Annotated in this window: 23 protein-coding genes, 1 tRNA gene and 1 pseudogene; 9 read left to right on the forward strand and 16 right to left on the reverse strand. The window is 60.4% G+C overall.

What is annotated here, in order from left to right; genetic code table 11:
- Positions 1–49 precede the first annotated feature (49 nt).
- From BUS12_RS34575 to BUS12_RS34595, 6 genes and pseudogenes are all read right to left on the reverse strand, one after another.
- A complete protein-coding gene (locus BUS12_RS34575; RefSeq protein WP_074302016.1) occupies positions 50–4,372 on the reverse strand; it encodes a beta strand repeat-containing protein in 4,323 nt (1,440 codons plus the stop codon).
- A 39-nt stretch (positions 4,373–4,411) separates the two neighbouring features.
- On the reverse strand, positions 4,412–5,098 hold the full coding sequence (locus BUS12_RS38555; RefSeq protein WP_143788571.1) for a hypothetical protein: 687 nt from the start codon (positions 5,096–5,098) through the stop codon (positions 4,412–4,414).
- A gap of 502 nt (positions 5,099–5,600) precedes the next feature.
- A pseudogene (locus BUS12_RS34580) lies at positions 5,601–6,364 on the reverse strand (DNA adenine methylase).
- A gap of 163 nt (positions 6,365–6,527) precedes the next feature.
- A complete protein-coding gene (locus BUS12_RS34585) occupies positions 6,528–7,160 on the reverse strand; it encodes a hypothetical protein (RefSeq protein ID WP_074302017.1) in 633 nt (210 codons plus the stop codon).
- The gene (locus BUS12_RS34590; protein ID WP_253190294.1) at positions 7,157–7,426 is read right to left on the reverse strand and encodes a putative peptidoglycan-binding domain-containing protein; all 270 of its coding nucleotides are present in this window, start codon (positions 7,424–7,426) and stop codon (positions 7,157–7,159) included. Before BUS12_RS34590 ends, BUS12_RS34585 begins: the two co-directional genes overlap by 4 nt.
- 19 nt (positions 7,427–7,445) lie before the next feature.
- Positions 7,446–8,198, reverse strand: a complete 753-nt coding sequence (locus tag BUS12_RS34595) for a site-specific integrase (protein WP_216352748.1) — start codon at positions 8,196–8,198, stop codon at positions 7,446–7,448.
- 218 nt (positions 8,199–8,416) lie between these two features.
- Here BUS12_RS34595 and BUS12_RS34600 point away from each other — a divergent pair.
- Positions 8,417–8,491 (forward strand) — tRNA-Arg (locus BUS12_RS34600).
- A gap of 230 nt (positions 8,492–8,721) precedes the next feature.
- Positions 8,722–8,928 carry a hypothetical protein gene (locus BUS12_RS34605; RefSeq protein WP_074302018.1) on the forward strand — a complete coding sequence of 69 codons (207 nt, stop codon included), beginning with the start codon at positions 8,722–8,724 and terminating at the stop codon, positions 8,926–8,928.
- Here the strand turns inward: BUS12_RS34605 and BUS12_RS34610 are convergent.
- Positions 8,925–9,920, reverse strand: a complete 996-nt coding sequence (locus tag BUS12_RS34610; protein WP_171991770.1) for an alpha/beta hydrolase — start codon at positions 9,918–9,920, stop codon at positions 8,925–8,927. The genes BUS12_RS34605 and BUS12_RS34610 overlap by 4 nt on opposite strands.
- 212 nt (positions 9,921–10,132) lie before the next feature.
- On the reverse strand, positions 10,133–10,462 hold the full coding sequence (locus BUS12_RS34615) for a DUF4148 domain-containing protein (protein ID WP_074302020.1): 330 nt from the start codon (positions 10,460–10,462) through the stop codon (positions 10,133–10,135).
- A 395-nt stretch (positions 10,463–10,857) separates the two neighbouring features.
- Here BUS12_RS34615 and BUS12_RS34620 point away from each other — a divergent pair, with 395 nt between their 5' ends.
- On the forward strand, positions 10,858–11,109 hold the full coding sequence (locus tag BUS12_RS34620; RefSeq protein ID WP_074302021.1) for a hypothetical protein: 252 nt from the start codon (positions 10,858–10,860) through the stop codon (positions 11,107–11,109).
- Positions 11,110–11,175: 66 nt separating this feature from the next.
- Here the strand turns inward: BUS12_RS34620 and BUS12_RS34625 are convergent, their stop codons facing one another.
- The gene (locus BUS12_RS34625) at positions 11,176–11,724 is read right to left on the reverse strand and encodes a DUF2867 domain-containing protein (RefSeq protein WP_074302022.1); all 549 of its coding nucleotides are present in this window, start codon (positions 11,722–11,724) and stop codon (positions 11,176–11,178) included.
- A 168-nt stretch (positions 11,725–11,892) separates the two neighbouring features.
- Entirely contained in the window at positions 11,893–12,228 is a 336-nt protein-coding gene (locus tag BUS12_RS34630) for a hypothetical protein (protein ID WP_074302023.1), read from the reverse strand.
- Between the two features lie 184 nt (positions 12,229–12,412).
- Between BUS12_RS34630 and BUS12_RS34635 the strand changes: the two genes are divergently transcribed.
- Positions 12,413–14,131: a tetratricopeptide repeat protein gene (locus BUS12_RS34635; RefSeq protein WP_074302024.1), complete on the forward strand. Its 1,719-nt coding sequence runs from the start codon at positions 12,413–12,415 to the stop codon at positions 14,129–14,131.
- 19 nt (positions 14,132–14,150) lie between these two features.
- Here BUS12_RS34635 and BUS12_RS34640 read toward each other — a convergent pair whose 3' ends face one another.
- The gene (locus BUS12_RS34640) at positions 14,151–14,855 is read right to left on the reverse strand and encodes a glutathione binding-like protein (protein ID WP_074302025.1); all 705 of its coding nucleotides are present in this window, start codon (positions 14,853–14,855) and stop codon (positions 14,151–14,153) included.
- Between the two features lie 193 nt (positions 14,856–15,048).
- Complete coding sequence (locus BUS12_RS34645) at positions 15,049–15,240, reverse strand: CsbD family protein (protein ID WP_074302026.1); 192 nt, start codon at positions 15,238–15,240, stop codon at positions 15,049–15,051.
- Positions 15,241–15,395: 155 nt separating this feature from the next.
- On the opposite strand from BUS12_RS34645, the gene BUS12_RS34650 reads away from it, so the two are divergent.
- From BUS12_RS34650 to BUS12_RS34670, 5 genes are all read left to right on the forward strand, one after another.
- Positions 15,396–15,713: a hypothetical protein gene (locus BUS12_RS34650; RefSeq protein ID WP_083640798.1), complete on the forward strand. Its 318-nt coding sequence runs from the start codon at positions 15,396–15,398 to the stop codon at positions 15,711–15,713.
- A 416-nt stretch (positions 15,714–16,129) separates the two neighbouring features.
- Positions 16,130–17,392: a DNA (cytosine-5-)-methyltransferase gene (dcm, locus tag BUS12_RS34655; protein WP_074302027.1), complete on the forward strand. Its 1,263-nt coding sequence runs from the start codon at positions 16,130–16,132 to the stop codon at positions 17,390–17,392.
- Positions 17,392–17,838, forward strand: a complete 447-nt coding sequence (locus BUS12_RS34660) for a very short patch repair endonuclease (RefSeq protein WP_074302028.1) — start codon at positions 17,392–17,394, stop codon at positions 17,836–17,838. The genes dcm and BUS12_RS34660 overlap by 1 nt, the downstream gene beginning before the upstream one ends.
- A gap of 186 nt (positions 17,839–18,024) precedes the next feature.
- Complete coding sequence (locus BUS12_RS34665) at positions 18,025–18,528, forward strand: YbhB/YbcL family Raf kinase inhibitor-like protein (protein WP_074302029.1); 504 nt, start codon at positions 18,025–18,027, stop codon at positions 18,526–18,528.
- Positions 18,529–18,664: 136 nt separating this feature from the next.
- A complete protein-coding gene (locus BUS12_RS34670) occupies positions 18,665–20,089 on the forward strand; it encodes an MFS transporter (RefSeq protein ID WP_074302030.1) in 1,425 nt (474 codons plus the stop codon).
- A 176-nt stretch (positions 20,090–20,265) separates the two neighbouring features.
- Here the strand turns inward: BUS12_RS34670 and otsA are convergent, their stop codons facing one another.
- From otsA to BUS12_RS34690, 4 genes are all read right to left on the reverse strand, one after another.
- Positions 20,266–21,690 (reverse strand): alpha,alpha-trehalose-phosphate synthase (UDP-forming), encoded by a 1,425-nt coding sequence (otsA, locus tag BUS12_RS34675; protein WP_074302031.1) that lies wholly within the window; start codon positions 21,688–21,690, stop codon positions 20,266–20,268.
- Between the two features lie 200 nt (positions 21,691–21,890).
- On the reverse strand, positions 21,891–22,118 hold the full coding sequence (locus BUS12_RS34680; RefSeq protein WP_074302032.1) for a hypothetical protein: 228 nt from the start codon (positions 22,116–22,118) through the stop codon (positions 21,891–21,893).
- A 173-nt stretch (positions 22,119–22,291) separates the two neighbouring features.
- Complete coding sequence (locus tag BUS12_RS34685) at positions 22,292–22,495, reverse strand: hypothetical protein (protein WP_074302033.1); 204 nt, start codon at positions 22,493–22,495, stop codon at positions 22,292–22,294.
- A gap of 74 nt (positions 22,496–22,569) precedes the next feature.
- Entirely contained in the window at positions 22,570–23,976 is a 1,407-nt protein-coding gene (locus BUS12_RS34690) for a sigma-54-dependent transcriptional regulator (RefSeq protein WP_074302034.1), read from the reverse strand.
- Positions 23,977–24,065: the final 89 nt, after the last annotated feature.

The following is a 24,065-nucleotide window of genomic DNA, read 5'->3' on the forward strand; positions in this document are numbered from 1 at the left end:
CGTTAATGAAATGCCCGCAACCCAGGTCGCGGGCATTGTGCACAGCCGTTTAGTGCGAACTGGCGGCCAGGACCATGTGGTGCTGGCCGTGCTCGTCGTGCATCAGGTTCGTGCTGCCAGCAGACTGAGGGTTGAAAGACGCCATTCCAGCGATCAGCTGGTTGAGCCGGTGATCGACAAACGCCTGGCTGGTGACCGATGCATTCCCACCCGCTGCAGTCGATTGAATCGATCCTGGGTTGAACTGCAGCGCGACCCCGGCGACATCTCCCGTGCTGCCATCTGTTCTTGTGAATGTGCTGTTGGCCAGAATGATGTTGCCGTTCTGACTGACCTCTTCGGCAGTGGCGTTCAGGTTGATCGAACTGATACCCAGTTGGCCTAGCGTGAACAACTGGTCTGGCTGCCCGTTGCCGATATCGACCAGCACCCTCAACTGGCTCCATGCACTATCGCTGGCGTTTAGTACGCCATCGCCGTTACTGTCGAGTGCATCTAGCGCAGCGAAGCCGGATACAAGGTCTGCATCATCAGTCGCCGAGTTGGGGTTTGCCGGGTCATAGACCAGCATGCCTTCGCCCGGGGTCATCCATGCGGTCTGTACCGACTGACCGTCGTTCTGCATGTCAAAGTAGGTGGTCGAACCCGTAACGGATGTCGTCTGTACCTGGCCACCGGTCAGATTCAATATGACCGGATCGTCTGTGCCATCGTCAGGGTCCGGGTCCGTGTCACCATCGCCTTCATAATCGCCACCACCATCCGACACAGCGTCATTGCTATTGATGTCGTAGTTTGTACCATCCGACATATCGTCGCCGTTCAAGAGGTCATCACTACCGGATGCAATTACGGATGTGTCTGCCCCAGCGTTAGTAACGTCACTTGAACCAGACATGTCAATGTCGGTATCGGACGCCGTGCTCGATGTCCATGCGCTGCTATCGCTCCCACTGACATTGATCTGGTCGTCAGCGCTCAAAGCGTCGCCATGGGAATCGTTACCATAGACGTCAACCGTGTCATGCCCCGCGTCTGCCATCCCCATATTGTCGGACCCTGAGACGTATGCAAAGTCGTCGCCGCCTGTTAGATCAATGGTTGAACCGGTGGCCGTTCCCGAAGTCCATCCGGTGCTGTCGGTTCCGGTCACCTCGACCCAGTCATTTGAACTCAGCGCGTCGCCGTGGGAATCGTCGCCATAAACATAGACGTTTTCGTTTGCATCGCTCGCTATCCCAAGATTGCCCGATCCTGAGATATACGCAATATCGCTGCCCCCTGTCAGATCTATAGTTGAGTCGGTGGCATTTCCAGAGGTCCATCCCGTACCGTCGGCTCCGCTGACGTTGATCTGATCGTTCGAGCTCAAAGCGTCACCATGAGAGCCAGTGCCATCAACATCCACAGTTTCGTCAGGTGAACTCGCAATACCAATGTTACCTGTCCCACCAACCTGCGCCGTGTCATAGGCACCCGTCAGGTCAATGTTTGCATTCGTCGCGCCGCCCAGGCTCCATCCCGTGCTGTCGTTTCCGGTGACGTTGATCTGGTCGCTCGCGCTCACCGCCAATCCCTTGGATTCGCTGCCGTACACATATACGGTCTCGGTCGAACCCTCGGCGAACCCGGCATTTCCCGTCCCGTCCACATACTCGATGTCGCCGGAGCCGTTAGCAGTGAGGGTCGCACCTGTAGCTGCGGCTGAGCTCCAGGCAGTGCTGTTGACGCCAGACACCGAGACAGAATCGTTTGAGCCGAGAGAATCGCCGCCCGAGCTGCTGCCTGTTACCTGTATAGAGTCGCCTGAACCGGACGCAACACCGGTATTGCCCGTTCCTCCGACGGTGGCGGAGTCGCTTGTGCCCTGCAAATTTAAAGATGCGTTTGTCGCTGCACTTGAACTGGATAGTGTGTCGTCGCTACCGGTCGCGTATACGGCGTCACCCGAACCCTCGACATTTCCCTGGTCGCTTGTTCCCTTTAGATTTATTACGTCGTTCGCACCCGTAGCGTTGGCGATGTCGCTTGCGCCGTTAAGCGTCGCAGTGGTGCCAGTACCCAAGCTGATCGTATCTGATCCACCAGCAAAGGTAGCCTGTGAGTCAGGCCCGAGGGTGATCTGATCCCCCGTAGCGGCCACCGCGTCGCCAGTCCCGGTGAGCGTCACCTGCGTACTGGTGCCGAGGTTGACCTGGGCTCCGCTTGCGTCCAGCGTGTCGCCGGTGCCTGTAACGGTTGCAGTCGCATCACTTCCAGCGCTTATGCCGTCGTCGTTGCCCGCTATATCGAACGAGCTTCCGGTGCCCGCACTCACGCTGTCGCTGCTGCCGTCGATGGTGATGTTGTCGCTCGCCGCGCCGACGATGGTGTCGTTGGAGCCGTCGATCGTGACCGAACTGTCTGCCGTGAGGGTGATGGTGGCGTTGCTCAGGTCAATCACGTCGCCCGAGGCAGCTGCGACATTGTCACCTGTACCCGAGATGGTTGCCTGGCTGTCGGCGGCGAGATCAATCGTGCTGCCAGAAGCCGTGACGGAATCACTTTGCCCGCTGACGTCAATCGTGCTATCGGTTCCGGCGGTAACGGTATTGCCGCTGCCATCCAGTGTGATGCTATCGCTCGTGCTGGCCGTCACCGTGTTGTCCGATCCGCTCAAAGTTGCCTGATTGCCCGACGCAATCGACACCGTGCTGTTCGAGACATTTGCCGTGTCACCAGTGCCTATGAGGCTGTACTGACCCGCGGTGGCATCCAGCGTCACGTTGCTACCTGAGACCGTCAGATTATCGCCGGTCGTGCCAGTTACAGTGCCGCCGCCATTGACACTGGTCACAGTCAGGCTGTTGTTGATGCCCAGATCAACCATGGTCGTGGCGTCGCCCAGCAGCGCCGTGACATCCGTCGCGCCCGCGAGATTCAGGGTGTCGGCATTGGTGCCCGTGCCTTCGAGCGTGAACGTGCTGCCCGAGGCACTGCCATCCGCTGAGATAGTGTTGCCGCCACCGCTAATCGTCGCATCGGTGCCATTAGCAAGGGCGATCGTGTTGCCGGTGGTCGTGACACTGCTGCCCGAGCCATTGATATCGATGATATTTCCGGTACCGGTTATGGTTCCGCCCGATCCGGCTTCGAAAGTAACCGTCGACCCGCCCGCACTGGTTAGATCGACATCATACCCAACACCCGTTAGCTGAAAGTTATCGCCGGCCTGAGCGTTGATGACATGATCGCCGTTCAGGATCGTCGTATCGTAGTTTTCCCCGTTGATGTCGATTACGTTGGCGTTCGTGGTCAAGGTTATGCCTGACGCGTTGACATCAGCAGGAGTATCAACGCTCGCAACTGTATCAACTTCAGTAGAACCGTCGCTTGAGAATTGCTGCGTTGACACAACACTGCCGGTGCCGTCGGTCATCGTCGCGGAATAACTGCCGTCAGCATTGTGGCTATAGGTGATGGTTGAGACGATACTCCCAGACCCATCAGTATATTGAGCAGAGCTAATCTGGGAATTCGAGAAATTTATTGTCTCCTGCTCTCCCGATGAAAACGTCAATGTAGAGGCACTGAGGGCACCCGTATCCGGATCATAGTTGGTAGAGATGTTGGTTATATCCGCATCTGAAGATCCCTGAAGCCCGAGATTGATCTGAGAAGCTGTCGGGTTAAAATAGTGATCTACTGCAACGGCATTTGCTGCGTAGTATTGCGCAAATGTATAGCTCCCACCATTTCCGTCTGGAAGCGCCGGAAAATTCCCCATAATGCCGGATACAGATTCGACAAACACGCCGTAGTCATCGGCCGGCGGAACTCCATTCGCTTTATCGGTGGCATATGCTGAGTCAAACGCCGCCTGGAGTGCCCCATTTGCATTATTAGGGCCATCTCCATTGAGATTTATCTTGGTTCCTGTCGCCGCCATAATTTCTTGCTGCACGACGTAGTTATTTGCGGCAGACTCTTGCTCTCCTATTACCCCAGAGATGGCAGCAATCTGACTGTAGCTAGGATCATTCGGCGAAAGCGACAGCGACTGATACAAATTCTGATCACCTGAATAATTATCAACATGCCCCAGTTCGTAGCTCAGATCGGTGATCAGATTGTTATTGGTATCACTATAATTTTCCAACCTCGTCGATCCAAAATCGATCTGAAGTTGTCCCGATGAATTCGGTACAGTTTGCAACACGTTGGGCTGCGCCGAGTCCAAGGAGAACGGCAAGGCCTTCCCCTGATCAATTGCGGTTTGGTAATTGTTTAACTCTTGAACCAGCGTCGGGCTCGAATTTATTAGAGCCAAGGTGGCCGCAGACGGCGTCCCAATTGACTGCCACATAGTCTCATTGCCAGTTATTGCCGTCATTGTCACTCCTCAAGTTACATTATTTAATAAAAATTAAAACTAGAAAATTTCGGGCGAGAAATCATTTTGATCAAGAACAACAGTATTTACACATATCTCCCCGGCACGCGTCGACTCAATGCGCATCACGATATGATTATTCATGTCGCCAGTGCGATACCTCACACCAAACCCCCCTCTTGATTCAGAATAATAAGCATCTTTAAAATGCATTTTTACATCGGCAAGTTTGATGCAAACATATTTTATATTTAAATTTATACTTAGCGATGCCGCAATATGCATGGGATTTTTTTCGTCAATTACATATGGGTTGTAGCATTTTGATGTAGCCGGAAACGGCTGAGGCGCAAGGTAGGCTGGCTCGCTATCATAGCGATAGCGCCGCCCCTTCCAGATTCTTGCATCTGTGTACGACGGTAACGCACATGCATATATCATGTCTCCACGCCCACTTTCCAACTCGCCGCCTACAAGGCGAACATCAAGGACCCTGGAAATGTATGCATCGTCGTCAAGACGAGCATGCTTCAAAAGCAACTCTATCTTTGTCAGCACCATGTCAGCATTCGATGTCACCAACCCCTTACCACCGGATTTATCATCGGCCTTGCCCGAACTTAATAAATTCGGGGTGGAAGCGGCGCACCCTGAAATCACAAATATAATAAGGATGCAAGATCGAATATTCTTTAAAAAATTTACACATCGCGCAATTAGATCCATAATTTATCTCTATTTACTCGCTTGCTATTGTCGAAAATTTCAGCCACGTCCGGGCACAGCGAGGACCCAACCGCGAAAACGCGACTTAAGAGGGCCTCGAAGGCAATACGTTCCCGTGTAAAGTGGTTTTTAAAATTTCGGCCGTTGTCGCAGTGGCATTACTGCATAAATCTAGGCACCGGACTGTGAATTGACGTTTACACGCGGCGGTGAGTACAACATTAACTGCGGTGTAAAAATCATCAAAGACGATCGCAAAGCGCACAGTTTAATTTGCACGATCATCAAAATCCAAAATAAACAATACGAGTCCCATGGACATCAACTCTGAAAATTACGTTTTTATTTCGGTATTCTTTCAAATAAATTTATTCCATTCCCTTACTGTTTCATACTAAGTATGTCTCCGCCCGGAAGTCAAGTATTATCAAATAACAGATTTTTTCAAAGTCTCACATGATGCAAATCACATACTTTCCGCGCACGCAAACGTTTTACAAAACTAGAACAAACCCGCCGGCTCCGCCATTTCATTCCAGCTATAAATGACGATTTCCTTACGGGCCGCACCCTTGCCATCTCCGACGGCGTAATGGATGTTCGCGGTCTCAATATGAAAGCCGTCAAATGCACGGCAGATTTCCGGATGATCGTTCAGGCTGATGATTGCCTTGCCTTTCAGGGTTTGCAGACGCCGCGCCATTTCAACGTACTCGTCAAATGCGAACGGCACGCCGTACCCTTCGGTTTCCCAGTAAGGAGAATCCAGATAAAACAGTGTGTGCGGCCGGTCATATTTGTCAATGCACGTCCTCCAGTCCAGACGCTCGATGAAAGTGTTTGACAGGCGCAGATGCGCGGCAGATTCAGACCTGGTGGCGTGGTTGTCGCCGTCCCGAATGTCTGCCCTTCCAGCTTGCCGCCGAAGCAATTTTTTTGCAGGTAATAAAACCGTGCCGCGCGCTGGATGTCGGTGAGTGTTTCCGGGATCGTATCGTTGAACCATTCAAACACCTGCCGGCTTGTCAGCGCCCACTTGAACTGGCGAACAAGCTCTTCAAGATGATGCTGCACGACCCGGTACAGGTTCACCAGTTCGCCGTTGATGTCGTTGATCACCTCTACCTTGGCCGGTGGCCGCAGAAAGTACAGCGCTGCGCCACCGGCGAACACCTCAACATAGCAATCGTGAGCAGGAAAACGCGGAATAAGATGGTCTGCAAGACTGCGCTTGCCGCCGATCCAGGGAATAATGGGATTTGCCATTGTGAAAGCCGTTTTTAAAGTTGGTGTAGAATCCGGCCCGCCTACCGGTAGGTAGCAGGGCCCTAGCTGATTCACTGGCGCAAGCAGAGTGGAAAGGCGGCCGGGAGATGTGTTACAGCACGCCACCCGGTCGCCCTGTTTCTTCATTGGTGCCGACGCGCCGTCAAAGTTGCTTTTTCGGAAGGTCGGACTCCATCCTGCGGGAGCTATCGGCGCTCACCGCGATATCAGGCGACACGGCGAACTGGGTAATCGCCGCGGCCTGTTTGTCCGCCCGCGACGACGATCCGAAAAAGTACTCCTTCGAGCCCAGCACCATAGCAATCAAAATCCCGAACAGCGTGTCGAGCGCTCGCATCACGCTGTCGACCACCTTAATCTGCTGCGCCGCGAGCAGGAACTCCAGACCGATCACCGCAAACAGCGCGGCCGTATCCATATACGCAAGATTGCGCGCCGTATGATCATGCTCGACCGCCGCAAAGTTGCGGGCGCTCGCCCGATCATCGGCAGCCACCCGGTCTGCCTGCACCTGTATGCCCGCCATGTTCTCCGCATGCGAGAAACCGGCCTGCCGCATCTTCAGTGCGAAGTCGTCGTCCGCCTGCTTCAGCACGAGTAGTTGCTCGGGCGTTATCTGCTGGCCGGTCAGGGCAGACTGGACCGCGTCGACCGAACCATCGGCGAGACCCAGCTTGGCTGCGATAGCGGAAGCGGCCATCGCCGCAATGCCCGGCACGCCCCCCGTCAGGGCCGTGACAAGCCACGGCGCTACCGTTTTCAGGACATCCATCATGCACGTACTCCCAATGCGCGATTGAGTTGCCAGCCGTATTCGAACGTCTCGTTCTCCGGGCGCTTCTCGGCGCACTCGATGTAATAGACGGACTGTTGCGCTGCCACCATGCCGAGCAGCACCCGATGGCCATCCGCACCGCGCATGGCGAGGAAGGATTTCAAGGCGGACATCGTCATCGCACCGATACCGCCATCGACGGCAATGTCCGGGAACACCCGGGCGTTCTGGTTCAGAACGTTCAGCGCACGCTGCAGGAACCGCACGCCTGTCGCCTGCCCGGTGTTAGCGCCAATGTCGAAGAGCCTGTCGGCCAAAGCCGGCGACACGTCGTCGACGAGATCGAACCTGGGCTGCAGCCAGTATCGGCTCCGGTAGATCCGCACGGCTATCATCCCAACGCAGATTGAACAGTTCGCCACGGCGGAACGCGCACTGTATGGCCACGCGCAACAGGTCCGGCATGGCCTGCTCGCGTTCCGGATGTTCGGCGAACCACTCAAAGATCTTTTCGATTTCGTCAGCTGTCGGCCGGCGGTCGCGTTTGTTGCCAGCGTCGATCAGGCGCAGGTGGTGCAGCGTTGGCCGGGCACCAACCGCATCCGGCAGCGTCAGGCCGAGTAACGACGCCGTATGGCGTAGCACCGTACCCAGCTTCGAGATATCTATGTCGACCGTGTATCCGCCCGCGCCGGCCTTCCTTCGATCCTGCGCAAACTTGACGATCTGCTGCGTCGTCAGCCGGGACGCAAAGTGACTTTCGAAAGCATCCTGCAACCGCAGCAGGATGTAGTCTTCGTTCGATTTTGGTTTGACTGCCCGGTGTGACTCGGCACGCGCCTCGCGATACCTTTTGACGAGATCGCCGACCGTCACAGTCGCCGCGTCGACGGCGTTTTGCCCCCTGTCGATCTCTACTTCCTTCTTCCGCGCCCACGCTTCAGCCGCTGCTTTGGTTTTGAACGTTTTTGCTATACTCTGCCCTCGCTGGCGTACCTGAGCACGCCAGCGACTGCCTACTGGCAGGATTGAAGCCATGGTTTTCTGCGCCTCAGAAACTGTAGCAGTGCCAGATCACTTTTCGCCGCTACAGGGTCGATTTACAGCAAAGGTTGTAGCAGAGGCGGGTATAAATAAGGGTTCACAAGGTGTCACGGCGCTTCGCTTAGGACGAAGCAAAAAAGCCGGAAACGCCCACGGGATAAGTCGGAAGCCAATAGCAGCAAGGCTCCGTTCCACCCCGTTAAAACTATCCTCTCCCCGTAGTTCAATGGATAGAACAAGTGCCTCCTAAGCGCTAGATACAGGTTCGATTCCTGTCGGGGGGACCAGCAGCAGGTCTCGCAGCACATCTTCCAGAATCCCACACAAAGCCCCGTCATTCGCCCGACACGGGGCTTTTTGCTTGAGTCACCGCGTCAAGCCACAACGACCGCCGCCCCAATCTTTCACCCCCTTCGCCCCCCGCAAAACCGCCCCCTCCCCATGCTATGTTCGCCCCTCCCAGGTTCACGCACACCTACCCAGAAACAGACGGACAAACCAAATGGAGCGGTTTTTCATGGCACGCGGCAGCGCGGTGACGTACTTACTGGGTCAACGTCGCGCGTGGTTTGCAAAAATCTCCGCGGCGCAAAGCGGCAACGTCGAAATGGAGTCACGGCAGATCGAACTCATCGAACGTCTGATACTCGACGTCCGCGCGGGCCGCGTTCGCACCTTTGAGCTAACGCAGCCGAAACCTGTCGCGATCTTCGTCACCAACTAGCGAACCTGGCGAACCACCAAGGTCTCTCTTAACCAATCCGCAATCTCACCCAGCGTTTCCACCCCCTGCGGAAACCGTGCGACCTGGCTCGGCGTCACCGGAAAGTTATGTCCCATATCCGGCGCATGCAGATGGCTCACCGCCACCCCCGCCGCCTTCAACTTCTCCGCATAGGCGATGCCCTCATCGCGCAACACGTCGTAGTGCGCGGTGGTCACCAACGTAGGCGGTAACGCAGGCACTTCGCGCAACCTCAACGGCGCGATACTCGGATCATCCGCCGAAACGCCGGGCGCATATTGCGTCCAGAACCAGCGCATCAGATTGGCCTCGAGCCCGAAGCCGCTCGCGTTCTCCGCATAGGACGGGTGATCCGCACTCGGATGATCCGTGACGGGATAAAGCAGCAGCAAAGCACGCAACGCCTGCGCATGCTCTTTCACCGGCGCCACAGAGCAAATCCGGTTCGCTATCACCGCAGCCAGATTCGCACCGGCACTGTCACCACCCAAAGCGAGTCGCGACGCGTCGCCACCCCACTCATGCGCATGCTCGGCCACCCACTCGAAAGCCGCCAGCGTATCGTCCAGCGCCGCCGGGTAGGGATGCTCCGGCGCGAGCCGATACTCGACCGACACAATGATCACCCCCGCCGCCTCACTCAGCAGACGGCAAAACGGATCGACGGTCGCCACCGCCCCGACCACCCACCCGCCGCCATGCGTGTACACCACCACGGGCCGAGAAGCGCTGTCGCCCGGCGGCACATAAACTCGCGCCCCCAGACCGGCGGCAATCTCCACATCGCGCGTCTCGACGCCATTGGGCAACCCGGCGATCGACACCCGGCTTTCCAGCGCACGCATCATGAAACCGCGCGCCATCCGCACCTGTTCCTCGCTCGTCATTGCCGGAGGCAGTGCGCCCGTGGCGACAGCCTGCTCATCCAGAAAACGACGTACAGCGGCATCAAACGGCTTACGCTCTGTCATAACGGATCCTCGGGCCACGCCACCCATGATCGAAGTGGATGAAAAATACCGCAAAAGTGCATCACCTGCACGGCACACGCAGTCAGTCCCCCTACAACCCTTCCCCAAAGCAAACAGGCCTGCATCTCCTTCGAGATGCAGGCCTGTTTGTCAGCGACAACCGCCAACCACAGACACCCTAAACTATCCACAGCCGCGTCAGCCGCAATCCATTAACGAGCGTTATAAACCGGCGGCGAGTACGTGCTAACGGTCGTTTCGCTCCGCTGTCCCGCCTGACTCGAACCGCTGACGCCCGGACCATAACCCGTCGCATCCGCTTGTGCCGTACCGTTTTGTGCGGCTACGCGCGCTTCCGCGGCTTGAAGGTCTGCCGGGTAGTCGTTGTCGTTCGCCGTCGCCGGGTTGTAGCCGGCCTTCTCGAGTTGAATCAGTTCGCTGCGAACCTGCGCACGCGTCACCGGTTCATTCGTCTGAGCAAACGAAACGATCGGGGCAGCCAAAACAGCAGCAATAGCAACAGCCTTGATGAGCGATTTCATGGTGATACCTCCAGAGATTGTTTTGTGCAGCGCTACAAACGTGAATGTCTGCAGCCGGTAAGAACAGTCTAGAAGGCTTGTACCCCGGGGTGAAGACCGCGATTTCGAATTCACTGTTGTCGCAAATATCACAATCGCGGCCATGCGCGTCGCGGCCGCCCAGGCGCCGGTTCGCAGAGCACGAATTGACCCAATAATGCCGCCGTATTCGTCCGATTGACCCACATGGCGCACGCGTACTCTTCAATCCATGCGCTGCCTCGACCGCGTGAAATTGGACGGATTCCTACCTAATGAAAGCCGGTAGACGTCACGACCACGCGTCCACGAAACCGCGCCATTCATCAGACGTAACGCACACGGCTGGACCGGCCGGCAGGACACACGGGACATTTATGAACACGTTTATCGACGAAGGCATCGCGCATATCGCTCGCGTGATGCGGCCGGCCTTGTATGGGGATCTCGGCGGCTCGTATCTGCCGTCCGCTTATTGGCGTCAGCGTCTTTATCAGATTCTCGACACCACGCACCTCACGAATGCGCAGTTACGCACCGTCGATAGTCTGCTGCTCGAACTGGACGAGTTCGATCTCTGCACCAGGCTGCCCGCGTCGCAACAGCCGCAGCTTCAACGGGTCCAGTAACGCATCGCCCTCATCGCAAGAAGCGACCACCGGAGCTGACCGCAAGTCAAGAAAAGCGACTGTCTGTCAAGCCGGGGCTGCCGTCGGCCATCCGCGACGCGCGGCTTGCCGCAGCGATGCTTCAACCACCAGGCGATGGAACGGTGCGATCAGCGTAATGTAGGTCCGGCCCAGACGGTTATGGCAATGCACGACCGTTGAGACAACCAGATACGGGCGCGGCCCAGTTGAAAGCGTCCTCATCTCGCGCATCACCGACAGCCGGAAGTCGAGATGCCTGTCGTCCTCGCCCAGAATGATCTCGTGCGGACGCCGCTCATAAATCCTGAAGATATCGACACGCTCATCGCCCACCGGCTTGGGCGACAAGCGCAACTGCTTCGCGGTCTTGATACCGAAGCGGACAACCAGCGCATCGCGCACCGACAGGAGCCCCGCCACCCAGGAAGGTTGATGGGCAAACAGGAATCGCGCTAGCAACTCGGGATCCGCGATCGCATCCTCGGGCAAACGGATGGCGAAAGCATCCGCCAGATACGGCGCATCGTAGATCCCCGCCACACGCGAATCGCCAGGAACCGACACTGGCGCGACCGACCATTCTGTTGTTTGCATGACTGCTGACATCCCAGTGAAAATCGACACTCAACCGCACAAGCGAGCGGTCGTTCGCCATACCGCATCGTCCATTCAACCAATCGATTAGGATTGGCTAATATCTCGTCCCTCAAATCATCCGCTTACCGACGCGGTTTCCCGCGGCGCAGCATCGCAACGCCCACCTCACTGCAGCCACTTGCGCACGTCCTGCTCCCACGCAGGCTCTCCACAGGCGGCAGGATTCTCCGGCCCCAGCACGGTAATGTAGCCGCGCGTCTTCATGCACGCTTCATACGCCCGCACTTTCGCGCAGCGGCCCGGCCCCGCGCTTTGGGCGGTGGCCTTGCAGGCGGCGATGGAATGGTCCATCGGCCCAAAGTCCAGATCGTCGGCTCGCGACGTATCAGGCGCGTCGGCCCCCGTGGCGGAAAACTCAACCGGACCGGCCTGCGTGCATGCCGTGAGCGATAGGGCCGCCAGCATGGCGCCCATCAGCAGAAGTGAACTGCGCAATGTCATCGTCCCCTCTCCGTTCGTCTTGACCGGCACATGATACGCCGGGCCTCAACCTTGACGAATCTGCGCAGCGGTGCCGGCGAGCTTCTTTTCGGCGATAATCGCCGCCATCCGCCTGCCCTGCTCCGTGCGTCGCAATCGCGTCGCGCGGGATACGTTCCGGCACGCGCCCACCCCAATGCCCCCTATGAGCAAGACAGCGAACCCGCAGCGCCAGATCGACACCCTTCTTCGCGAAGCCGTGGCCCTGCAGCAAAACCGCGCATATGCCGAAGCGGAAGACGTCTACCGCGAGATTCTCAAGCTGCGTCCCAAACACTTCGACGCGATCCAGTTGCTCGGTGCATTGGCGCTTCAATCGGGTCGTCTCGAGGAAGGCATCGAACTGCTGAAAAAGGCGGTCGCGATCAACGGCATGCAGGCGCCGATCCACTCCAATCTCGCCTTCGCCTACAACGCCTTGCGGCGCTTCAAGGAAGGGCTCGCCAGCGCGAATCGCGCACTCGCATTGCAGGCCGATTTCGTCGACGCCTTGAACAATCGCGGCAACGCGCTAGCCGGTCTGGATGCGCCCGCCGAGGCGCTGGCAAACTTCGAACGCGCCCTGAAACTGCGTCCGGAGTTCCCGCAGGCATGGAGCAACCGGGCCTGTGTGCTACGCGATCTCGGCCGTCCCGCGGACGCCCTCGCGAGCTGCGACCAGGCCATCGCGTTGCAACCGGACTACCCGGATGCCTGGAGCAATCGCGCCAACGCCTTGAGCGATCTGAACCGCCCACAGGATGCGCAACAGAGCTACCAGCGCGCACTCGAATTCGCGCCTGCGTTTGCGGACGCGTGGAATAACCTCGGTCTCACGCTCGTCGACCTGAATCAACATGAGCAGGCACTGCAGAGCTACGCACGCGCGCTGACGCTGAGCCCCGAATTCGCCGAAGCGCACTGGAACGAATCGCTCTGCCTGTTGCAATTGGGCCGGCTAGAGGAAGGCTGGTCAAAGTACGAGTGGCGCTGGAAACGCAACCGGATCCAGGCAACTCAACGGGTCTTCGAGCAAGCGTTGTGGCTGGGCGATTTCTCCATCGCCGGCAAGACTATCCTGCTGCACGCGGAACAGGGCCTGGGCGATACCTTGCAGTTCTGCCGCTATGCCGCGCTGGTGTCCGGGCTGGGCGCGAAGATCGTCCTCGAAGTCCCATCCGAGCTGATTCGCCTGCTGACGAATCTGGACGGCGTGACGCAGTTGATCGAGCAGGGCCAACCGCTGCCGCCCTTCGATTGCCACTGTCCGTTGCTCAGTCTGCCGCTCGCGCTCAAGACGACGCTTGCGAGCATTCCCGGAACCACGCCCTATCTGTTCGCCGATCCGCAAGCCTCGCAACGCTGGGCCGAGCGCATCGCACACGATGCGGGAAGCGACGGCCTCAAAGTGGGCCTGGTGTGGGCAGGTGGAAGTCGACCGCATGTCGCAGAGCTGAGAAAAAACGACGCACGACGTTCGATCACGCTCGACGCGCTGCGGCCGATCCTCGACGTCCCGCATGTCCGCTTCTACAGCTTGCAGAAAGGACCGGCGGCGCAGCAACTGACGCAGACGCCGGAGCTCGGCCAGCGGATCGTCGACTACACGGAAGAACTCACCGACTTCGCCGACACCGCAGCGCTGGTAGCAAACCTCGACCTGGTCATCTCGGTGGACACGGCGGTGGCCCACCTTGCCGGCGCACTGGGCAAACCCGTGTGGATCCTGAATCGCTTCGACACCTGCTGGCGCTGGATGCTCGAGCGCCAGGACAGTCCGTGGTACCCGAGCGCGCAGTTGTTTCGCCAGCCGGTGCTGGGCGATTGGGACAGCGCGATCCAGTCGGCGCGCGCGGCATTGGCGGCGCGCGCGGAGAGCGCTTAGGAGGGCGTTAGACCGCGCCTCAATTACGCTTCGGAATATCGAGCCCGCGCACCACAGCCGGACGCGCGACGAACGCGTCGAGCACTCGCTTGACGTTCGGAAAATCCGCGATCCCCACCAGCTCGGCGGCCTCATAGAAGCCGATCAGGTTACGCACCCACGGGAAGGTCGCGATATCCGCGATCGTATAGGCGTCGCCCATGATCCACGCACGTCCGGTCAGTTGCTTCTCCAGCACGCCGAGCAGGCGCTTCGACTCGGCGACGTAACGGTCGCGCGGACGCTTGTCCTCATACTCCTTGCCGGCGAATTTGTGGAAGAAGCCCAGTTGGCCGAACATCGGGCCAATGCCGCCCATCTGGAACATCACCCATTGAATCGTTTCGTAGCGGCCGGCGGCGTCCTGAGGAATGAGCTGACCGGTCTTGTCGGCCAGATAGATCAGGATCGCACCGGACTCGAACAGCGGCAGCGGCTTGCCGTCGGGACCGTTCGGATCGAGGATGGCCGGAATCTTGTTGTTGGGGTTCAGCGAGAGGAACTCCGGCGTCATCTGATCGTTCGTGTCGAAGCGCACCAGATGCGGCTCGTAAGGCAGGCCGATCTCCTCGAGCATCACCGAGACCTTGACGCCGTTCGGCGTAGGCAGCGAGTAGAGTTGCAGGCGATCGGGATGCTGGGCCGGCCATTTAGCCGTAATGGGAAACGCGGAAAGATCGGTCATAAGGGCTCTTTGGACAGAGGGGTCGGGCGCGATGGCGACGCTGCCTCCTTGAGGCAACGGGTCCGGCGAACAAAGCGATCAATATAAACGCTCCTGCCAAACTTTTCCGGCGCGGGGTCAACCCGGTCTGGACGACGTCTGCGGCGCGCAAAAAAAGGCGCCGAAGCGCCTTTTCGTCAAACCGGGCTGCCCGTTACGGCGCGTTCCGCTTGGCATTGTCCTTGGCTTGTTCCTTGCCGTCGCCGTAGGCCTTGCGGATCTCACCCGCGCCTTGCTGGAGGTCGCCCTTCAGTTCCTTGGCCTTGTTACCCGTGGCCTTGCCCACTGCCTCGTTAACCTTGCCCTTGACCTGTTCTGCGACACCCTTCACCTGGTCCTTATTCATGTTCGGCTCCTTGCGATTGCAGTGCCGGCGCGAATTTGCGCCAGTACTCTTCCACAGCAACGGGTGTGCCCGGCGCCGAACCGCCGCCCGCACGCAGCCGAAAAAATTTTCGGTCACACCCCTAAAGTCAATGCGGGCCGTGCCGTTAATGTGACATGGACCACACTCTGACCGCGCCGAACAACGCCCTGTTGGCGACGCTTATCGATCAGGACATCGCGCACATTCGCCGCGTGATGGAGCCCTCGCTGCTCGGCGATCTGGGTGGTTCGATCCTGCCGCCGGCCTACTGGCGCAAGCGTCTGCACGCACTGCTCGATGCCGAGCACCTGACCCACGCGCAACTGTGCGCCGTCGACGGCCTGCTGCTGCAACTGGACCAGTTCGACCCGGCAGAGCGCCTGCCCGAGTGGAAAGCCTTGCCGCTCGGCGCCCACGAAAACCGCCCGGCGCCGCTCCAGCGCATTAGCTGAGCGCACGACGCGCGACTGCCCGTTTGTTCCTCGCCGATTCCCGTTCTTACCGGCAAGCCAGTCGGTAAAAAAAAGCCGCGGACCTATGCCGCGGCTCGAACACACCGTAACGCGGAGATCAGCGTCACTGGGGTAAAGCCTAACAACCCTTTATTGCGCTCGCAATCTGTCTGACCGCGAATTAACCATCGTTAACCGTAAGCCAACAGATGCCTTGACATTCAAGGCCGTTAACGTTTGCAAAATGCCAAACTTGCATACGGAACGCTTTCTTGTCTGACCTGTTTGCAGAGTCGTGCCGTCGTCTTGCGCGAGGCGTCGATCGAGCCATTTTTGCTCGTCGAATCGGGGAATTTCGGGAAAAAGGGACAACTCCAGGTCATAATGTCCGCAAAAATCCCCAGCAAGGACTGCTAGTGACCCAGGCCCCACCGCTCGAGCTGCTAAAACAGGCGCGTACCCGCTTCACCCAACGAGAAATCGCCGCTCACGTCGGCAAGGACATCAAGACCGTGCGCCGCTGGGAAAAAGGCGAGACGCCATGTCCGGCGATGCTCGAGCCCGCGCTGCGCGATCTGCTGCACGCGGGCGCCGCGCTCAGGCACGGCGACGCGGACGGCGCCGCCAACTTCCGCTTCATCGACCTGTTCGCCGGGATCGGCGGCATCCGCATGGGCTTCGAGGCGCAGGGCGGCGCATGTGTCTTCACGAGCGAGTGGAACGACTTCTCGAAGAAAACCTACCTGGAAAACTACGGCGCGGAGCACTCGTTCATCGGCGACATCGTGTCGTTTCCCGCCCACGAGGTGCCGGCTCACGACGTGCTGCTCGGCGGCTTTCCCTGCCAGCCGTTTTCCATCGCCGGGGTCAGCAAGAAAAACGCCATGGGCCGGCCGCACGGCTTCGAGTGCGCCACCCAGGGGACGCTGTTTTTCGATGTCGCCCGTATCATCGCGGCCAAGCGCCCCGCCGCGTTTCTGCTGGAGAACGTGAAGAACCTGCTGTCGCACGACAAGGGCCGCACCTTCGAAGTCATCCTGCAGACGCTGCGCGACGAACTTGGCTACGAAGTGCACTACCGCATCGTCGACGGCCAGCATTTCACGCCGCAACACCGCGAGCGGATCATCATCGTCGGCTTTCGCGGCAAGACGGCGTTCTCCTGGGACGACCTGCAGCTACCCGCCGTCGGCCCGCGCCTCGGCTCGATCCTGCATCGCACCGACGGCAGCGAGCCGGTGCTGCCGTGGGACCACGACCGCTTCTTCGACCACGCGAAAAAACGCGTGCAGCCGAAGTACACGCTCACACCGAACCTGTGGACCTACCTGCAGAACTACGCGGAGAAGCATCGCGCGGCGGGCAACGGCTTCGGTTTCGGCATGGCCTACCCGGACAGCGTGACGCGCACCTTGTCGGCCCGTTATCACAAGGACGGCTCGGAGATTCTCGTCGCCCAGGGCAAACGGCTGCGCCCGCGCCGGCTGACGCCACGCGAATGTGCGCGGCTGATGGGCTTTCCCGACACGTTCCGGATTCCGGTCAGCGACACCCAGGCCTACCGCCAGTTCGGCAACAGCGTGGTGATGCCGGTCATGCAGGAAGTCGCGCGCATCATGCGGCCGCATGTCGAGGCGCTGCTTGCGCCGGCCCCATCGGCGCGGGTGCGCTTGAGCTGATGGTCGACATCGTCGACGCCGCCACGCGCAGCCGGATGATGTCCGGCATTCGCGGCCGCAACACCAAACCGGAGTTGCTGATCCGCAGCCTGCTGCACCGGCAGGGCTTCCGCTTTCGGCTCGATGCGCGCGACCTGCCGGGACGTCCCGATATCGTCCTGCCGCGCTATCGCGCCGTCGTGTTCGTGCACGGCTGCTTCTGGCACGGCCACGATTGCCCGCTCTTCAAATGGCCGCAAACGCGCCCCGAGTTCTGGCGCGACAAGATAGGCCGCAACCGCAGCAACGACGAGAAATCGCGCGCCGCCCTGCTCGCCGCCGGCTGGCGCGTCGCCGTGGTGTGGGAATGCGCGTTGCGCGGAGCCAACCGGGATCTCGACGGCGTGCTGCGACGGCTGATCGACTGGCTGCACAGCGACGTCACGGAATTCGAAGAGCGCAGTTGATTCCCGCGTCCCACCCGCGGTAAATCCACACGGGTACCCGGTGGGTTTGGCGCACTTGCGCCATAGCCCGTTTCGAGCAAGCGAACACGTCGCCGGTGATACACTCGATTTGCTCACCCGGGTCTGTCCGCAGCACCCTTTCCGGCAGCTCGGCCCATCTGAGAACCACCTTAAGGGAGGCATACGATGGCTGATTTCCGTCTCTGGTCCGACGAGTTCCCCACCAACGGCTTCATGCCGAAAGCGCACGAATACAACGACAAAGCGTTCGGCGTGGATGGCGAAAACATTTCTCCTTCACTGCAATGGGAAGCGCCGCCGGAGGGCACGCAAAGTTTCGCGCTCACCGTCCACGATCCCGATGCGCCCACCGGCAGTGGCTTCTGGCACTGGGTGGTGGTCAACATTCCCGCTGATGTCCGCTCGCTGCCGCGCAATGCGGGCGCGGCCGACGGCGGGCTGTTGCCGCAAGGCGCCCTGCAGGTGCGCAACGACTACGGCACGGTCGGCTTCGGCGGCGCTGCGCCGCCGCGCGGCGACAGGACGCATCGCTACATCTTCCGCCTGCACGCGCTGAAGGTCGCGCAGTTGCCGATCAACGCGGACACCACCAACGCGATCGCGCGCTTCATGACCCATCTCAACGAACTCGATTCAACGACCCACACCGGTCTGTACGAACTGAAATAGTCGCGCGAAGCGGCGCCGGGCAGCGCGTCAGACGCGCCCCGGCGTCGTGGGCACAACGCCACCAGGGGACAGGTGCGCGTGGCGAACCCTCTCACCCCGATTCGCGCCTCAAAGCCGTCAATACAATACCTGCACGATGCACGCACAAGCTTCCGGCAACGACGCTTCCAACCACCCTGAGCACGCCCCCAGCGGCGCCCGCCCGACCGCACCCGAACCCGAACTGGGTCTGCCCCTGCCGCAACGCTATTGGGCAATCGTCGTGGTGGCGCTCGGCATCACGCTTGCCGTCCTCGACAGCGCCATCGCCAACGTCGCGCTTCCCACCATCGCCCGCGATCTGCATGCGAGCGCGGCCGCCTCGATCTGGGTCGTCAACGCGTATCAGCTCGCGGTGACCATCTCGCTGCTGCCGCTGGCCTCGCTCGGCGACCGCATCGGCTACCGGCGCGTCTATCTGGGCGGCCTGATGCTCTTCACTGTCGCCTCGCTCGGCTGCGCGCTCGCCACCTCGCTGCCGACGCTCGCCCTCGCCCGCGTCATCCAGGGCTTCGGCGCGGCGGGCATCATGAGCGTGAACACCGCGCTGGTGCGCATGATCTATCCACGGACCCAACTCGGCCGCGGCGTGGCGATCAACGCCATGGTGGTGGCGGTCTCGTCCGCGGTCGGCCCGACGGTCGCCTCGGGCGTGCTCGCCATCGCACCATGGCCGTGGCTGTTCGCGATCAATGTGCCGATCGGCATTGCGGCCGTCGTCAGCGGTTTTAAAGCGCTGCCGGTCAACGCCGGCCATAAGGCGCCCTACGACACCCTCAGCGCCGTGATGAACGCGTTTGTGTTCGGCCTGCTGATCTTCGCCGTGGATGGCCTCGGACACGGCGAAGCGTGGGGATATATCGCCATGGAAGCGCTCGGCGCCGTGGTGATCGGCTACTTCTTCGTGCGGCGGCAACTGAGCCAGCCGGCCCCGCTGCTGCCCATCGATCTGCTGCGTATCCCGATCTTTGCGCTATCGATCGGCACCTCGGTCTGCTCGTTCGCCGCGCAGATGCTCGCGTTCGTTTCGTTGCCATTCATGCTGCAGGACACGCTCGGTTTATCGCAGGTCCAGACCGGTCTGCTGATGACGCCGTGGCCGCTCGTCATCGTGGTTGCCGCGCCGCTCTCGGGGGTGTTGTCGGATCGTTTGTCGGCGGGTTGGTTGGGCGGTATCGGACTCGCTTCGCTGACCGCGGGCCTGCTGCTGCTCGCCACGCTCGGCGCGCACCCGGAGCCGCTGCAGATTGCGTGGCGCATGGCGCTGTGCGGCGCGGGTTTCGGCATTTTCCAGTCGCCCAACAATCGCACCATGCTCGCCGCGGCGCCGCGCGAGCGCAGCGGCGGTGCCAGCGGCATGCTCGGCACCGCGCGTCTGACTGGGCAAACGCTCGGTGCTGCGCTGGTGGCGCTGATCTTCGGCGTCGCGCCGCAGCATGGGCCGACCATTGCGCTCTATGTGGCCGCGTGTTTTGCGGCGGTCGCGTCCGTGATCAGCACATTGCGCGTGAAGCACGCGTAAAAACGGCGGCCGTATGGGCCGCCGTACAAGTGGTTTTGTGAATCTCTCCAGCCACCCCTGAACTGCATCGGATCAGCCAGCCTGGCTTGCCGTTTTGCGAATTCGACGTGACAGCGTGCGCGAGGCTGCGTCGGCATACGTCCCGCCAGCGCCTCGCCGCGCAATCACCTAGCGCTTTACGTCGCCGTCACGTCTGCGAGCTTTACCGCTTTGGCCGTCACAGAAGATGCCGTCGCGACATTGCGTAGGTCGGCGAGGAACGTATCGCGCCACACCGACAGATTGTTTTCGCGCAACGGCGCCATCATGTCCGCGTGACGGGCCTGACGTTCGGCGAGCGGCATCGACAGCGCGCGTTCCAGTGCTTCGGCCATCTGCGACAGGTCGAACGGATTCACCACCAGCGCGCCCGGCAACTGCTCGGCAGCGCCGGCGAACTGCGACAACACCAGCACGCCCGGATCGGCCGGATCCTGCGATGCCACGTACTCCTTCGCAACCAGGTTCATGCCGTCGCGCAGCGGCGTCACATAACCCACATGCGATTGCCGGAACAGCGCCATCAGCAGATTGCGCTCGTACTTGCGGTTCAGGTATTGGATCGGCGTCCAGTCGAGCTGGGCGAAGCGGCCGTTGATGCGCCCCGCTTCACCCTCCAGCGTCTGACGAATACGTTGATAGGTTTGCACATCCGAGCGCGTCGGCGGTGCGATCTGCACCAGCGAGACGCGGCCGTGCCAACCTGGCGCGCTCAGCAGCAGACGCTCGAATGCCTGAAAGCGCTCGACCAGTCCCTTCGAATAATCGAGGCGGTCGACGCTCATGATCAGCTTGCGCCCACGCATGCCGTCGCGCAGGCTACGCACCGGCTTACGGTCGGTGAACTGTTCGGCGGCCTTGGCAATCGCGTCGGGATAAATCCCGATCGGATAGGCCGCGACCTTGAGGAAGCGGTTATAGGCATGCACCATGCCGTCTTCGCTCGACGTGCCGTGCTGCCCGCGCTCGATATAGTCGACAAACGACTGGCGGTCCGCCTCGGTCTGAAAACCCACCACGTCGTAGCTGCACATGGCCTTCACGAGTTCTTCGTGCGGCGGCACGCTACGCAGCACTTCCGGCACCGGAAACGGAATATGCAGGAAGAAGCCAATCGGATTTTTCACGCCCAGTTCGCGCAGGCACTTGGCGAACGGCAGCAGGTGATAGTCGTGCACCCAGATGATGTCATCGGGCTTGACCATCTCCTTCAGTTGCTTCGCGAGCGTCTGGTTCACGCGCAAATATCCGGCGTACTCCTGACGATCGAAGCGCGACAGGTCGTTGCGATAGTGGAAAGTCGGCCACAGTGTCGCGTTCGAGAAGCCACGGTAATACTGGTCGTAATCGCGCTTGGTGAGACCCACCGTCGCGTAAGTGACGTTGCCCTGCTTTTCGATCACCGGCGGCGACGGCTCCGCCACCGTCTCGCCGCTCCAGCCGAACCATACGCCACCGGTTTCCTTGAGGGCGTCCAGTACACCGATTGCAAGACCGCCTGCTGCGGGGCGGCCTTCCTGCGTCGGCGCGACACGATTCGATACCACGATCAATCTGCTCATTGGTGCTCCACCTCATTCAGTTTGTTCGTTGCATGCGGGGATGTGCCATTACGCTGCATGCAAGTCGCGTGCCGCATCTCAAAATTGGAGGAATAAAAATGTATGCAAATGTGACGGGCAAGCGCAAACCCGCCTGCGGCAGGCCGCTTGCAAAAAAATATTTCCGCTTTCCGCTTGTGGCCTACGGCTGCCGAAAGCCGTCAGGCGTCCTGCTCGGAGCCGAGGTCGCGCTGGTATTCGAGACCTTCCGGACGCACACCGCCCTGGTTGTGCTCGCCGTCCGGCGGCGCATTGGGCGCGATGCGGTTTTGCCCTGCCGGATCCGGCCCTACGGGCGGGTCTCCCGATGGCGGGCCGCCTGCTCCGCTGCCGGGGCGCGAATCGCGCTTCGCGTGGCGCGCGGAGCGCCGCAATGCCGGATGTCTCATGATCGATGCCTCCTGGGGAAGCCGCCGCCTTGCTGGACGACCTGAATGTAGTCTAGGGCCCGCCGCGGCAAATTGCCGGTAAAAGCGTCGTCCGCTTTGTAACAAGTACATCAAAACGAACGCTTGCAGCGTGGAAGGCGGTCATGGGCTGGCCGCCTGTCTGGAAAGTGGCGTCAGAACGTCATGTGCTGAACTGCAGCGCGCGAAATATGCGGCGTCTCATTGGGTTGCTGCGGAGGATCGCCGATCGGCGGCGCACTGGGTTCGACCGGTTCGCGGGTCGGGTCCGGCACGGTGTCGGGTTCGTTGGGATTGGGCGGGTCGGTCGGCTCGGGACGATGCGCCTCGAGCGAGGGAGCGGGAGCGTGTAGCGGCATAGTCGTTCCTTGTGTGCGTTCAACCCGAACACAGCAAAGCCTATGCCGCGGCGCACGCGCCCCGCGGCGGCAGATCAGGCGTCGGCGTCGCCCAAGGCCCGCGATTCGTCCGGCACGTCGCCGTCCTCGCCGCGGCTGGCATCGTTGCCGTACTCGACGAGCCGGTTGTAGAGCGTCTTCAGACTGATGCCGAGAATTTCCGCCGCACGCGTTTTCACGCCGCCGCACTGCTCGAGCGTCGCGAGAATCAACTGGCGGTCCGCCTCGGCGAGCGAAGTGCCGAATGGAATCGTGATGGCCGTGCCGGCCGCAGGTTTCGACAGCGTGATCTGCAACGGCACCGTCGCCGTGCTGTCCGAATCCGAGCCGGACATGATGTGCGCGCGCTGCACGTAGTTCTTCAGTTCACGCACATTGCCGGGCCACGGGTACGACAACAGCATCTCCTTGACCGCTGCCGGGAAGTGCTTGCGCGTGCTGTGCCGCTCGTTGAGGTCGTCGAGGAACGATTGGGCCAGCAGGTCCACGTCCTTGCCGCGCTCGCGCAGCGGCGGCAAGCTGATCGGAAACACGTTCAGGCGGTGATACAGGTCGAGGCGCAGCTTGCCTTCGAGCACGGCCTGCTCGGGATCGCGATTGGTGGCCGCAATCAGGCGCACATCGGTTTCGATTTCCTTGGTCGTGCCGACCCGCATGAACATGCCGGTTTCCAGCACGCGCAGCAGCTTGACCTGCAACTCGATCGGCATCTCGGTGATTTCGTCGAGGAACAGCGTGCCGCCGTTGGCCCGTTCGAAATAGCCCTTGTGCTGACGGTCGGCGCCCGTGAACGAGCCGCGCTCGTGGCCGAACATTTCCGATTCGATCAGGTTCGGCGAAATCGCGCCGCAGTTCACGGCGAGAAACGCGTGCTTGCGGCGCAGGCTCAACTGGTGCACGGTCTGCGCGGCCACTTCCTTGCCGGTGCCGGACTCGCCCACCAGCATCACCGAGGCCGCCGTCGGCGCCACCCGGCTGATCTGGTCGTAGACCTCCTGCATCACCGGCGAATTGCCGAGCATGAGACCGAAGCGCCCCATGCGGCGCAGCTCGCCGCGCAAGGTGCCGATTTCGGCCTTGAGGTCGCCGGGACGCGGCAGGCGCGACAGGATCGCCTTGACGCGCTGCATGTTGATCGGCTTCACGAGGTAGTCGGTCGCGCCCATTTTCAGCGCGTTGACCGCCGATTCCACCGTCGCGTGGCCGGTAATCACGATCACCTCGACACCCGAGCGCGGGTCGAGGTCTTCGAACAGGTCGACCCCGCTGCCGTCCGGCAGCTTCAGGTCTGTAAATACGACATCCGGCATTTGCCGGACCAACTGGATGCGCGCTTCGCGCAGATCGCCCGCAGTGGCCGTAGTGAGGCCGTCTTCCCCGATGATGGTTGCAAGCGCCTCGCGGGTACTGGCGTCGTCATCAACAATCAATACGTGTGGCATCGCGTCTCGAAAGCCCGAAAGTTGTGGTTGTGGATGGCATGCGGCCCATCGTGCTGGCGCCAAACCTGACTTAGCACGAACTCGCAACA

Origin of the sequence: Paraburkholderia phenazinium (assembly GCF_900142845.1) — a bacterium.
GTDB classification, from domain to species: domain Bacteria; phylum Pseudomonadota; class Gammaproteobacteria; order Burkholderiales; family Burkholderiaceae; genus Paraburkholderia; species Paraburkholderia phenazinium_A.